Below are 12,504 nucleotides of genomic sequence, written 5' to 3'. Positions count from 1 at the left end.
GAATTAAGTTTTAATTAGGTAAACTAAATATATAGTTTATTTATCTTTTTTCATAGTTAATTTGTGTTAAAATTTAAGGAATAATTATTGTAGGATAATGAACATGACCTACGAACATAAGATAAATAGTGAACTGGATTTCTGGAAATTTAAAATCTTACAAAAACCTTCACTTTTGAGTAAGGTGACGGATAAAGTGCAGAAAAAAATAAATAGCTATATTCCCGACAAGGTCCATAATGCCATTACGACAGCAATTAAACAAATGGTTAAGGCCGCTCTTTTTGGCTCTACATTTACCACTGCGAGGCCCATCACAGATTTAACATTAATGCACCGCGAAGCATCGGCGAAGCAAAAAATTGATAGCTACAAAAAAACGGGTGCTGCAGAAGGTGGAATTACGGGTGCTGGCGGTTTTTTAATGAGCCTGGCAGATTTCCCTTTACTGCTGGGCATAAAAATGAAGATGCTTTTTGATATTGCCGCGGTTTACGGCTATGATGTGAAAGATTACCGCGAGCGTTTATACATTTTACACATTTTTCAACTGGCCTTTTCGAGCAAGGAAGAAAGTCAGAATGTGTTTTTTAAAATGCAGGATTGGGATGATAAAGCCCATCAGTTACCCACCAATATCGATGAATTTGACTGGCTCACTTTCCAACAACAATACCGCGATTACATCGATTTGGCAAAACTTGCCCAAATGTTACCTTTTGTTGGTGCAGCGGTAGGAGCTGTTGCCAACTATAAACTGATCGAAAAATTGGGTAAAACTGCCATGATGAGTTATAGAATGAGGTATTTCAGTTTACAGTACGCAGTTATCAGTTCGCAAGAAACTGAAAACCGTAAATTGAAAACTGAGAACTAACTACTCTTCTTCGAACATCCCGCCTATCAGGTCATCCGTTTCACGTCTGTCTTTCTTAGTTGGGCGTCCTGTACCCCTATCGCGTTTTAAGCTTGGTGCATGAAACATTGATTTAAAAGCATGGGTTTCTTCAACAGGCGTTAGATCTTTATATTTAGTTAAGGCCGTTGGCGAATCAGTTCTGTTGTATGAAAGCTCGACTACCTCAATGATTTTCTTCTCGATTCCTTTCGATACCTGATAAACATCACCAACTTTTACGATGGCCGAAGGTTTAATATTCTGCCCTTTCAACTTCACCCTTCCAGCTTTACAGGCATCAGTAGCAAGGCTCCGGGTTTTAAACAACCTGATGGCCCATAAATATTTATCTATCCTAAGTTTTTCTGTCTCCGTCATAAAGGTTCAAAAGTAAATAATTGTTAAATTGTTTTATTGCTTAATTGTTAAATCATTCTAATCATTTTAAACCCGTTAAGGCTGGCAATCTGAACAATCGAACAATTCAACAATCTTTTGCACTCACCTAACTACAAAACAATTTAAACAATTAACCCTTTAATAAACAAAAATTGATTTATTTTGCGTAAAATTTAAAAACATCATGTATTCAGATTTAAAGAAATTAATTGAAGCCGCTTGGGAAGACAGAACCCTTTTACAATATAGCAACTACTGCGAAGCCATCGAAACCGTAATTCAGGGTTTAGATAAAGGCGAAATCCGTGTTGCTGAACCAGTTTTAAACTCCTGGGGCATTAATGAATGGGTAAAAAAGGCGGTAATTTTATATTTCCCGATCCGTGAGATGAAGGAAATTAAAAGCGGTCCGTTTGTTTACCATGATAAAATGGAATTAAAAACTGATTATAAAGCAACTGGTGTACGTGTTGTGCCTATGGCAAGCGCACGTTACGGTTCGTTTTTAGCAAAAGGTGTAATCATGATGCCATCTTATGTAAACATTGGTGCTTATGTTGATGAAGGTACCATGGTTGATACCTGGGCTACTGTAGGTTCATGCGCACAGATTGGTAAACGCGTTCACTTAAGTGGTGGTGTGGGTATTGGTGGTGTTTTAGAGCCGGTACAAGCTGCTCCGGTAATTATCGAAGATGATGCCTTTTTAGGTTCAAGAGCAATTGTTGTAGAAGGTGTTAAAGTAGAAAGAGAAGCGGTACTCGGTGCCAATGTGGTATTAACGGCATCGACTAAAATTATCGATGTAACCGGCCCAACTCCGGTAGAATATAAGGGTGTTGTTCCTGCACGTTCAGTAGTAATTCCTGGTAGTTACACTAAGAAATTCCCGGCCGGCGAATTTCAGGTGCCTTGCGCTTTAATTATCGGAAAACGTAAAGAAAGTACAGATAAGAAAACTTCGCTTAACGATGCGTTGAGAGAAAATAATGTAGCAGTATAACCCCAAACCCCTAAAGGGGCTTTTAGCAGACCAAAAATGCTTAGCTCGAATAAAACATTTACGCATACTACTCCCCCTTTAGGGGGATGGGGGGAAGTATGCGTATAGGATACGATGGCAAACGTGCGGCCAACAATTTAACCGGATTGGGCAATTACAGCCGGTCTTTAATTGAACATATAGCAGACCAGTATCCTGAACACGAGTATCTCGTTTATACTCCAAAAGTAAAAGCGGCCAAACAGATTGGTTCATTTTTTGAAAAAGATAACATCAAACTTAAACTCCCTAAAAACGGCTCTTTTTTATGGAGAACCTTAAATATCCTAAAAGATTTAAATCAGGACGGCTGCCAGATTTTTCATGGCCTGAGTCACGAAATCCCATTAGCCATACAGCATACCAGGATTAAATCGATTGTTACCATACACGATCTGATTTTTCTGCGTTTTCCTCAATACTATAAATTTATTGACCGGGAATTATACGGATGGAAAAGCAAATCGGCCTGTAAACGTGCCAATAAAATTATCGCCATCAGCGAAAAAACAAAAGAAGACATTATTGATTTATACGGGATCAGTCCTGAAAAAATTGAAGTGATTTACCAAAGCTGTGATGATAGTTTTAAAACAGCTTTTACCACAGCAACCTTAAGCCGTATCAAGGCAACCTATAAACTCCCTGCAAAATACATCCTGAACGTTGGCACCATCGAGGAGCGCAAAAACCTCAAATTGGCTGTACAGGCTTTAAAAGAGGTTAGTGAGGAATATAAACTCGTAGTAATAGGCAAACAAACGGCTTATTTTAAAACCGTAGAAAAAGAAATCGAAAAGCTTGGATTAAAGAACAGGATCGTATTTCTAAAAAATATTCCATTTGCCGATCTGCCCGGCATTTACCAGATGGCCAGTGTTTTCGTTTATCCTTCATTTTACGAAGGTTTTGGCATCCCCATTATAGAGGCTTTATATTCAGGTGTTCCGGTGGTTGCGGCAACAGGTTCATGCCTGGAAGAAGCTGGCGGACCATATAGCTTATACGTTTCGCCAAACGATGCCGAAGGACTCGCAAAAGCAATTAACCAAATTCTGGAAAGTCCTCAGCTGCAAAAAAAGATGAAGGAAAAAGGATTGGAATTTGTTCAAAAATTCAACAGCAATTTGGTTACGCAGCAATTAATGAATTGCTACTTATCTCTTTAATAATCCTTAAATTACGTTCATAATAGCTTAACGCATAATGAATGTGTAACTTATTTAGATCGATTTTCAGAAATTTAGTTTTAATATTTGAAAAGCAAGGTTAGTGCTGCTGTTAAATGTTAGTCCTGCCAATGCTGCAAGTCCTCATCCGATGAAGGATCTGATTCCGGGCTTTCCGCGAATGTCATGTTTAAATTTGGACAGCCTGTAGTAGTAATTAAAAAATACAAGCTAAAAAGCAACAAAAGAAAAAGGGCCGGAACTTATTTAAAAATTCAACAGCCCTCTTGTTAGCTTAATTTAACATTTACACCTTATTTAGCCGCAGTAACTGTTGGTGGGTATTGCGCCAATATTTCTTTTACACCGGTGTATAAACGTTGTTCTCTTTTATTAAAGTTATCGAGGTTAAAACCTGATCCCTGTCCGTGCCAGAATAAAATCTTTTTAGCCGGATCCAGGAAATCGATGATAATGGTACCATCAATATATTGATTCACATAGGTTCCGCCTCCGCCCCAGAAAGGATTTCCCCAGCCTCCACGCCAGCCCCAACCCCAGCCACCATAATAACCTGGGCCATACACGTCAGTTTTTTCCCGGGCAACCACCACCAAATTAACCAATAAATCCGGACGATCTGATTTTGTAAATCCTTTTGCATTCATTTCAGATTCAACCGCAGCCATTAATCTGCGCTTGTCCAAATTGTTAAGCTTAACCCTTGCAATGCCCTTATCGTAAAAATTGTAAGTTTTGTAACCGCTTAAATCAACATTTTTATCATAATCTGATGCGGTGCGGAGTGTTGTACATCCTGCTAATGCCAATACAACTGTAAAAAGCATTAATAATTTTTGTGCTGTTCTCATTTTGTGCGCTGTTGTATAAATAACCTGACATAAATATAACGATATTGTAAACCAAATGGCAAATCATTTAACATTTTTTACAATCAGATTGTTATCTGTAAAACGATTTCTATTCGATTATGTTTTGACGTTATATCACTCAGACTAAATATTTTACAATTGGATTAAATGGATAAATCAATAAATTGGCGGGTATTCCGATAAGATCTGTTTTACTGCCAGTTTTATTCTTTCCTCCCTGTTTTCATAATCATCAAAATTAAAGCCCGATCCTACTCCGTGCCACATAATTGCTTTGGTTTCGGGATTCAAAAAATCAATGATAATGGTACCCGTTTGATATTGTTTGCTGCTGTTGAGCGGTCCGAATTGCGAATCTCTCCATTGGTACGAAGATGAAACTGCATCCCATTGATAACCGCCTCCACTATAACCCCAATCTGCCCTCGCATTAATGCTGCTCAAAATCACTACATTAACCAAAAAATCTGGTTGGCCAGCTTTAGTAAAGCCCTTTTTAGCCAGGGCAGTTTCAAGGGCATCTAACATCCTGGGCTTGTCCAGGTTGTTTAATTCTAAATGTTCAATTCCTCTTTCGAAGTAAGCAAAGGATTTTAACTTAGAAAAATCGATCTTTTTGTCGTAATCTGATGCCGTAAGCACGGCAATACAACTGGTAAATGCCATTACAATAGTAAACAGCATACCCCATTTAAGTGTGTGTTTCATTTTATGTTTTATTTAATAACCTATCACTAAAATACAGGTTTATTGGATTAAAACATATTGGCTGCAGTAAATAAATGATAAATAATAAGTTACAATCGTAGAAATCAATATAGCTCTTTTATCGGGGCAACTATATTCTTAATATTTGTTGAACCTGTTAATGTATAAGTAAGAACATTATTATCTTTTTCCAAATCCCTTTTATTAGCTTTCCATTTCGAAATAAATATGCTGTGACTAATTTTTTCATCGTTAGCGTAAGCATTGGGTACTTTTAATTCTGCTGGAAATTGATCTACATATTCAATATTTTCTAAGGTATAACTGTAAATATTTTCATTATCGGATACTTGAAATATAATTCCAGGCAAGCCCCCAAATTTCCAAGGACCAACTTTAGTTAAATTGTCTTTTTTAAACCAGGCAATATATCTGCGACCTCTAAAATCGGTTTCAGCCTTTGTACAGATTTCATTATTGATCTTTTTCTTTTCATTTGATATTTCCCAGTTAAAATTATTTAGCGTATCAAAAACCAAAAACATACTCTTTAGCCAGATATTTTCAGCATAAATAAGCCCGGTACCATCGTTTGATTTCAGGATAAATGGCATACGTTCTAGATCACCAACTATTATCTTTTTACTATTCATTTCGTGATCAGCATAAGAAGAATCGTTCTTTAAGCTTTTATTTACAACTGGCATTTCTAAAGACTTCCCGTTGCAAAAGTATTGCTCCAATTTTACATCACTAATTCTTCCGTTTAAGTTTTCGATATTCCTATAATGAAAAATGATCTTTTTTTGGGCAATAACCGCTTTAGACAGGCAAAAGAAAATTGTGATAACTATTATTTTTTTCATATTAATTTCGAGTTTGTTTAAAAATATGAAGTTGGGAGGTTAAAAACCGTAGATTAACATTATTTAACTTCCGCTTTATAAATTAACTTTGCAAAATGCTAAGAGACGAGATTAACAAAGCTTTTGAAGTATTAAAATCGGGTGGGGTAATCCTCTATCCTACCGACACCATTTGGGGAATAGGCTGCGATGCTACCAATCCTGAAGCCGTGGATAAAGTGCTTAAAATAAAAAACCGTCCGGCCGAAAAGAGCTTAATCGTTTTACTCGATGTAGACAGCAAACTGCAAAGTTATGTTGCAGAAATACCTGACGTGGCTTACGATTTGATCGAATATGCAGAAAACCCACTGACCATCATTTTTTCGGATGCCAAAAACCTGGCCCAAAATGTAATCAATGCTGATGGTAGTGTAGGCATCAGGATTGTTAAACATGATTTTTGCACACCATTAATCCAACGTTTTCGAAAACCTATCGTATCAACCTCTGCAAATCTAAGCGGACAACCTTCACCAAAATTCTTTGATGATATTGATCCGGCTATTCTTGATGCAGTTGATTACGTGGTAGACTTTGAGCAGGAAAATCGAAGCAGTAGAAAACCATCGACCATTATGAAACTTTCTCCTGGTGGACAATTTGAATTTATTCGGAAGTAATTTTATTACTTTTGTAATTCTTATTGTCATCCTGAGGCATGAAAGATCTGTTTCATAGCTCGCAGACGCTTTCCATCTCGGCGTGACAAAATAACTAACTTGATGCAACAACACCTACAAAATCCAATATTTAAAACTTTATCCTTAATTGCCGATAAAAGCAGAACCGAAGCTTATGTCATCGGGGGATTTGTTCGCGATTTATTTTTAGATCGCCCTTCAAAAGATATTGATGTAGTTGTGGTGGGTAGTGGAATCGAATATGCAGAAGCTGTAGGCCGAAAATTAGGTACCAAAGTGGCTGTATTTAAGAACTTTGGTACGGCAAACATCAAATATCAGGATTTAGAGGTCGAATTTGTAGGAGCGAGAAAAGAGTCATACCGATCGGATTCGCGTAAACCCATTGTTGAAGACGGCACTTTAGAAGACGATCAGCTCCGCAGGGATTTTACCATCAATGCATTGGCAATTAATTTAAATGCTGCGCATTTTGGCGAACTTTTAGATCCTTTTGATGGGGTTAAAGATTTAGAAAATAAACTGATCCGTACCCCGCTCGATCCGGAAATTACTTTTTCGGATGATCCATTGCGCATGATGCGGGCCATCCGCTTTGCTTCACAACTTAATTTCGATATCGATCCGGCAGCGCTTAATGCCATTAAAACACAGAAGCAGCGCATCAGCATTGTTTCCAGGGAGCGGATTACTGATGAGATGAATAAAATCATCTTATCTAAAAAACCGTCTATAGGTTTTAAACATCTTTTTAATACCGGATTATTGCATATCATTTTTCCTCAAATGGCACAGCTTTATGGCGTGGAAATTATTAAGGGAAAAGGCCATAAAGACAACTTCTACCACACTTTAGAGGTATTGGATAACATCTGTGCAGATACCGATGATTTATGGTTACGCTGGGCAGCTATTTTGCATGATATTGCCAAACCAGCAACCAAACGTTTTGAAGAAGGCCATGGTTGGACATTTCACGGTCATGAAGACCGTGGCGCCCGCATGGTTCCCAAAATTTTTGCACAACTAAAACTTCCTTTAAATGAAAAGATGAAGTATGTGCAAAAACTGGTGCAGCTTCATTTACGCCCGATTGTTCTGGCACAGGAAACCGTTACTGATTCTGCCGTAAGGCGATTACTTTTTGATGCCGGAGAAGAAATTGAAAGCTTAATGTTACTCTGCAATGCCGATGTCACAACGAAAAACGAATACAAAAAAACAAAATATAGAAATAACTTTGAACTGGTAAAACAAAAGCTAAAGGACGTAGAGGAACGCGATAAAATCAGAAACTGGCAACCTCCAATTTCTGGTAACGATATTATGGAAACTTTTGCTCTTAATGCAGGCAAAGAAGTCGGCATAATTAAAAATGCCATCCGTGAGGCGATATTGGAAGGTGAGATCACAAATGATTACCAGGAAGCGTTTAATTTTATGCTCAATCAGGCAAAACAAATGGGATTAAATCCTGTTAATAAATAATTTAATTGCCGTAACAATATGAATATGGTGTCTTTTATGGCACATCATGTTTGTGGTAATTATAAATTAACTTTATTTTTACGATTCCAAAATACAATAATGGCTATTTATAAATTTAGAATTACTTTCGAAGATTTTGATGATGTTGTGAGAGAGATCGACATTAAATCAAACCAAACATTTGAAGACCTCCATAAGGCTATTCACAGATCTACAGGTTATAATGCCGAAAAATCTTCCTCTTTTTACGTAAGCACTGATAATTGGTTAAAAGGTGATGAAATTGCTTATTTACCTAGCGAGCGTAAAAAAGACCGTGTTGTTTTAATGGAGAATTCTAAACTGAGTGGTTTTATTGAAGATCCGCATCAAAAGTTTTACTACATCTATAATTTCGATCGCCCTTATGATTTCCATGTAGAATTGGTAAAAATTATTCTTGACGCGGACCCAAATATCGAATACCCATTTTTAGCTAAAAGCACTGGCGAAGCACCAAAAATAATGGAACAGAATAGTCCACAAGCTGTTGACCCCAGAGGTGCTGCTGCGGCTGCCAGCGAATTTGATTTCTTAAATGAAATGAATTTTGTACCTGAAGACACCGACGAATTAGAAGCCATGGGCGAAATGGGCATTAATGAAGAAGAGAGAGATGAAGATGAGGAAAATGAAGAAGACGAATTTGGAGATGAATTTTCTGATAGCGATAACTTCGAAGATGATAGCCATAAAGACGACTATTAATTAGCAACAAAATAATACTACAAAAGGCTGCCAAATATTTAAATTTGGCAGCCTTTATTTTATACAAACCCCATGCCTCAACCAAAAACCTTGATATCCATTGTTGGTCCTACTGCAATTGGCAAAACAGCTTTGGCTATTCAACTGGCTCAGCATTTTGGCACAGAAATTATTTCTGCAGATTCACGCCAGTTTTTTAAGGAAATGGCCATCGGCACAGCAAAGCCCAACGCTATGGAATTAGCAGCGGCAAAACATCATTTTATCGATTCACATTCGGTTTCACAACTATTTAGTACAGGCGATTTTGAAATAGAAAGTCTAAATACCCTCGATCAAATTTTCAAAAACCACGCTCTGGCTATTATGGTCGGGGGTTCAGGATTATATGTAAACGCATTATTAAATGGCTTGGATGAAATGCCAGATATCGATTTATCGATCAGGGAAAGGCTGAATAAACAGTTTGAAGAAGAAGGTTTAGCAGTTATACAAAATCAACTGGCCCAATTAGACCCAGAATATTTTGCAAAAGTAGATCAACAAAATCCACAAAGAATGATCAGGGGTCTGGAGGTATTTTTATCAACAGGTCAAAAACTTTCTTCAATGCTTTCAGCTACAAAAAAGGAAAGGCCATTTAATATCATCAAAATTGGTTTAAATACCGATCGGGCTGTTCTCTATGATAGAATTAACAGAAGGGTTGACCAAATGATTGCCGATGGTTTAGTAGATGAAGTAAAATCGTTAATACCCTTTAAAAAATACAATGCCTTAAACACAGTAGGTTACAGTGAACTTTTCGATTACCTGGACGGAAAGTTATCTCTTGAAGATGCTGTTTCGGCAATTAAACAAAATACACGTCGCTTTGCCAAACGCCAGCTCACCTGGTTCAGGAGAGATGAAGAGATCAATTGGTTTGAACCTATTGAAAAAGAAAAGGTAATCAATCTTATCCATGATAGGCTAAAATAAAAAAGGTCCTAACAGCGTTAGAACCTTTTAAAATATAAAATCTTTTTGGGTTAATTCGGGAATTTCACCCCTCTGTATTGCGTAATATCAATGTTTGGTACAGTAGAACCGTATTTAGCATTAATGGCATCGATAAATACATTGGCAATTACCGCATTTCCACGTGGCGTTAAGTGAATGCCATCTAAAGAGAATGCGCCACCGGTAATAAATGAAGCGTTGATACCGACACCCTGAACATTAATACCGGTTTTAACCTGATTAAAATAAGCATAAGTATCTGCAATGGCTAAACCTTTGCTTGTAGCTAAAGATTTAATGCTGCTATTGTAGCTAGTTACATAATCCTTCACTTTAATCACTTCATCCTTATCCAATACCCACTTATTTTCAATCGGATTTAAAGGGTGCAAACCATAAGGAATGCCAGAACTATTTGGTTTTCCAAATATGCCTTCTGATTGAAACGGCAAACGGATTAAATCTTCAGCAGTTGCAGGCCTTACCGTACCTACTCCAGTTTGGATATAAATAGCTGCTGCCGCTGGATTAATTGCCTTAGCGGCATTTAATAAAGCCGCCACCGTTACCGTGTTAAAATAAGGAACAGCAGTTACATCAGGAATAGTACCTACAATACCTTTTTGGCCACCAGCAGTTAACGCATTTAAAAAATTAGCATACAAAGAAGAGAAGGTAACCTTATCAGTTAAAGTGGTAGTTGGATCAGTAGCCACAGTTACCGCTCCATTTAAAGCATAACCTAATACGTCATTATTTCCAAGCCACAATGAAAAGAAAGTATGGTTTTTGGTTTGAACATATTGAAAATAACTTGTAGTACCTACCTGGGCATCGGTTAATAAACGTTCAAAAAATGGATTTGCTGCACTAAATGCTGGTGCAAAAGCCAAATCAACACGCATGCCCGGAATACCTAGGTTTTGAATTTCGCCGCTATATTTGTCTAAATGCTTAGCTGCATCTCTTATAGCAAGCTTATCAATTACAGGAGTTAAAGTTGGTGTACCATTAACCAGTGCTGTTAAAGAAATATAACCTGAGCCATTGGAATGCTCTTCGGTAAAAAATGGAGAAGTAAAAGCTCCGCCCCCTACTGAAGACATCTTTACTGCAATTAAATTCGGGTATGCGACTTTCTGGCCTTCTAAATATAAGCCTCCATCTGCATAACCTGAAGTTAATGAATTACCCACAGCAATGTATTTGCTGAAATTCGCTTGTCCTGCCGATGTACCCGCTGGTGTTTCTATTTCTGGTTTGCAGGCTGCGGTAAAAAGAATGGCAGCAGCTACGAAACTATTTAATATATATTTTTTCATTTGTAAGCTCTCCTACCATTTATAAGTTAACGAAATACCTGGTGCATAAACCAAAGTTTTAAAGGTACCATCCAGGCCCGTTTCGATGTTCTTCTGTTTACGCGATTTAACATCTTCAAAGAAGAAAGAGGCATTCACTTCGAAATGACTGGTTGGTGTATAACCTAAACCTGCACTTAAGATGTAACGATCAGCATCTGGTGCTTCTGGTGTTACATAACCGTCCTGAACTGGAGAAAAAGCATAACCAACCCCTGCCCTTAATGCAAGTTTTTCTGAGGCCTGGTGGTTAATACCCAATTTAAACGAAGAACCATCACGATAATTTCGTGCTGATTTTGTATCAGCTAAGGCCGAAGTATTTGTTGCATAATCAAAAGCCAGTTCTTTGTAAATGTGCCATTGTACCCAACTTGCATCAAATGCCAAAACTGTACTTTTCGATAAAGGGATACCTACACCTAAACTGGTTGTTGCTGGTAAAGGCAGTTCGGCATTGAATGTATTGCCAGCAGGAAAAGATCCTGTTAACGATTGCGGAACTGTAAAATCTGCAGTACCACCATCCAATTTGGTGATTACTTTCGATTTATGAACGAGGGCAAAAGATATATTGCTTAAGGTTTTAATATATAAACCAGCATTCCATCCGTAACCTTTACCAGTACCATCTAATGTAACATGGCCAGAGCGCCCGTCGGGATAGTTTACCGGTAGTGCCCTTTGAAGATTTACATCTCCATGATTATATACAAAACCAGCACCTATACCAATACGATCCGTAATTTTAATACTTAGAGTAGGCTGAAAATAGATGGCTTTTAAATTTAATGAGGTTAACGCATATTTACCAGACCAGTCATTTCCCCAGTCAACTAAACCACCAAATGGAGTATAAACACCCAGGCCTAGCTTCCACTTATTTGATTTTGGTCCCCAGACTGCATAAAATTCGAAAGGAGGAGCAATTTTATTCTTTACATCTTCTGTAACATTCGAACCGCTCTGTTTAAAAGCTGATTTAAATAATAGTGGGTTTACACCTGCGGAAACTGAGTTTTTCTCTAAGAAAGTTACTGCACCGGGATTGTAAAATACAGAAGCCTCATCTAAAGCCAATGCAGAACCTGCACCTGCCATACCAATTTGTTTCTGACCTTGTAAATTAACCTGGAAACCCTGCCCCAAAACCCAAAGTGGAGCAGAAAGTAATGCGCTCAATAAAAATTTTTTCATTTATAAATGGTTATACACAAATATATATTATGCTAACATAGCAAACAAATA

At 37.5% G+C, this 12,504-nt stretch carries 13 protein-coding genes; 7 read left to right on the top strand and 6 right to left on the bottom strand.

The annotated features are described in order from the left end of the window. Positions 1–97: 97 nt before the first annotated feature. Positions 98–877 carry an EcsC family protein gene (locus FFJ24_RS02545; protein ID WP_246862725.1) on the top strand — a complete coding sequence of 260 codons (780 nt, stop codon included), beginning with the start codon at positions 98–100 and terminating at the stop codon, positions 875–877. On the opposite strand, the gene FFJ24_RS02540 is transcribed toward FFJ24_RS02545, so the two are convergent. Next, positions 878–1,276, bottom strand: a complete 399-nt coding sequence (locus FFJ24_RS02540; RefSeq protein ID WP_138820644.1) for an RNA-binding S4 domain-containing protein — start codon at positions 1,274–1,276, stop codon at positions 878–880. Positions 1,277–1,481: 205 nt separating this feature from the next. Between FFJ24_RS02540 and FFJ24_RS02535 the strand changes: the two genes are divergently transcribed. Beyond that, on the top strand, positions 1,482–2,300 hold the full coding sequence (locus tag FFJ24_RS02535; RefSeq protein WP_207908365.1) for a 2,3,4,5-tetrahydropyridine-2,6-dicarboxylate N-succinyltransferase: 819 nt from the start codon (positions 1,482–1,484) through the stop codon (positions 2,298–2,300). 98 nt (positions 2,301–2,398) lie between these two features. Continuing rightward, on the top strand, positions 2,399–3,508 hold the full coding sequence (locus FFJ24_RS02530) for a glycosyltransferase family 1 protein (RefSeq protein WP_138820643.1): 1,110 nt from the start codon (positions 2,399–2,401) through the stop codon (positions 3,506–3,508). A gap of 314 nt (positions 3,509–3,822) precedes the next feature. On the opposite strand, the gene FFJ24_RS02525 is transcribed toward FFJ24_RS02530, so the two are convergent. From FFJ24_RS02525 to FFJ24_RS02515, 3 genes are all read right to left on the bottom strand, one after another. Beyond that, entirely contained in the window at positions 3,823–4,380 is a 558-nt protein-coding gene (locus FFJ24_RS02525) for a DUF4136 domain-containing protein (protein ID WP_138820642.1), read from the bottom strand. Between the two features lie 177 nt (positions 4,381–4,557). Then, complete coding sequence (locus FFJ24_RS02520; RefSeq protein WP_138820641.1) at positions 4,558–5,109, bottom strand: DUF4136 domain-containing protein; 552 nt, start codon at positions 5,107–5,109, stop codon at positions 4,558–4,560. Between the two features lie 104 nt (positions 5,110–5,213). Further along, positions 5,214–5,975 (bottom strand): GLPGLI family protein, encoded by a 762-nt coding sequence (locus tag FFJ24_RS02515; protein WP_138820640.1) that lies wholly within the window; start codon positions 5,973–5,975, stop codon positions 5,214–5,216. A 95-nt stretch (positions 5,976–6,070) separates the two neighbouring features. On the opposite strand from FFJ24_RS02515, the gene FFJ24_RS02510 reads away from it, so the two are divergent. From FFJ24_RS02510 to miaA, 4 genes are all read left to right on the top strand, one after another. After that, a complete protein-coding gene (locus FFJ24_RS02510; RefSeq protein WP_138820639.1) occupies positions 6,071–6,637 on the top strand; it encodes an L-threonylcarbamoyladenylate synthase in 567 nt (188 codons plus the stop codon). 102 nt (positions 6,638–6,739) lie between these two features. Beyond that, the gene (locus FFJ24_RS02505; RefSeq protein ID WP_138820638.1) at positions 6,740–8,146 is read left to right on the top strand and encodes a CCA tRNA nucleotidyltransferase; all 1,407 of its coding nucleotides are present in this window, start codon (positions 6,740–6,742) and stop codon (positions 8,144–8,146) included. Between the two features lie 99 nt (positions 8,147–8,245). Continuing rightward, the gene (locus tag FFJ24_RS02500) at positions 8,246–8,893 is read left to right on the top strand and encodes a plasmid pRiA4b ORF-3 family protein (RefSeq protein WP_138820637.1); all 648 of its coding nucleotides are present in this window, start codon (positions 8,246–8,248) and stop codon (positions 8,891–8,893) included. A 72-nt stretch (positions 8,894–8,965) separates the two neighbouring features. Beyond that, positions 8,966–9,874: a tRNA (adenosine(37)-N6)-dimethylallyltransferase MiaA gene (miaA, locus tag FFJ24_RS02495; RefSeq protein ID WP_138820636.1), complete on the top strand. Its 909-nt coding sequence runs from the start codon at positions 8,966–8,968 to the stop codon at positions 9,872–9,874. 50 nt (positions 9,875–9,924) lie between these two features. Here miaA and FFJ24_RS02490 read toward each other — a convergent pair whose 3' ends face one another. Next, a complete protein-coding gene (locus tag FFJ24_RS02490; protein WP_138820635.1) occupies positions 9,925–11,217 on the bottom strand; it encodes a G-D-S-L family lipolytic protein in 1,293 nt (430 codons plus the stop codon). A gap of 12 nt (positions 11,218–11,229) precedes the next feature. After that, positions 11,230–12,453, bottom strand: a complete 1,224-nt coding sequence (locus FFJ24_RS02485; protein ID WP_138820634.1) for an OmpP1/FadL family transporter — start codon at positions 12,451–12,453, stop codon at positions 11,230–11,232. Positions 12,454–12,504: the final 51 nt, after the last annotated feature.

Source organism: Pedobacter sp. KBS0701, from assembly GCF_005938645.2.
Lineage (GTDB): Bacteria > Bacteroidota > Bacteroidia > Sphingobacteriales > Sphingobacteriaceae > Pedobacter.
This window is presented reverse-complemented; position numbering and strand designations above follow the sequence as displayed.

Bases quoted from the DNA above. Each gene is read 5' to 3' on its own strand.
- FFJ24_RS02545 (WP_246862725.1), top strand. From the start codon at position 98: ATGAACATGACCTACGAACATAAGATAAATAGTGAACTGGATTTCTGG.
- FFJ24_RS02540 (WP_138820644.1), bottom strand. From the start codon at position 1,276: ATGACGGAGACAGAAAAACTTAGGATAGATAAATATTTATGGGCCATC.
- FFJ24_RS02535 (WP_207908365.1), top strand. From the start codon at position 1,482: ATGTATTCAGATTTAAAGAAATTAATTGAAGCCGCTTGGGAAGACAGA.
- FFJ24_RS02530 (WP_138820643.1), top strand. From the start codon at position 2,399: ATGCGTATAGGATACGATGGCAAACGTGCGGCCAACAATTTAACCGGA.
- FFJ24_RS02525 (WP_138820642.1), bottom strand. From the start codon at position 4,380: ATGAGAACAGCACAAAAATTATTAATGCTTTTTACAGTTGTATTGGCA.
- FFJ24_RS02520 (WP_138820641.1), bottom strand. From the start codon at position 5,109: ATGAAACACACACTTAAATGGGGTATGCTGTTTACTATTGTAATGGCA.
- FFJ24_RS02515 (WP_138820640.1), bottom strand. From the start codon at position 5,975: ATGAAAAAAATAATAGTTATCACAATTTTCTTTTGCCTGTCTAAAGCG.
- FFJ24_RS02510 (WP_138820639.1), top strand. From the start codon at position 6,071: ATGCTAAGAGACGAGATTAACAAAGCTTTTGAAGTATTAAAATCGGGT.
- FFJ24_RS02505 (WP_138820638.1), top strand. From the start codon at position 6,740: ATGCAACAACACCTACAAAATCCAATATTTAAAACTTTATCCTTAATT.
- FFJ24_RS02500 (WP_138820637.1), top strand. From the start codon at position 8,246: ATGGCTATTTATAAATTTAGAATTACTTTCGAAGATTTTGATGATGTT.
- miaA (WP_138820636.1), top strand. From the start codon at position 8,966: ATGCCTCAACCAAAAACCTTGATATCCATTGTTGGTCCTACTGCAATT.
- FFJ24_RS02490 (WP_138820635.1), bottom strand. From the start codon at position 11,217: ATGAAAAAATATATATTAAATAGTTTCGTAGCTGCTGCCATTCTTTTT.
- FFJ24_RS02485 (WP_138820634.1), bottom strand. From the start codon at position 12,453: ATGAAAAAATTTTTATTGAGCGCATTACTTTCTGCTCCACTTTGGGTT.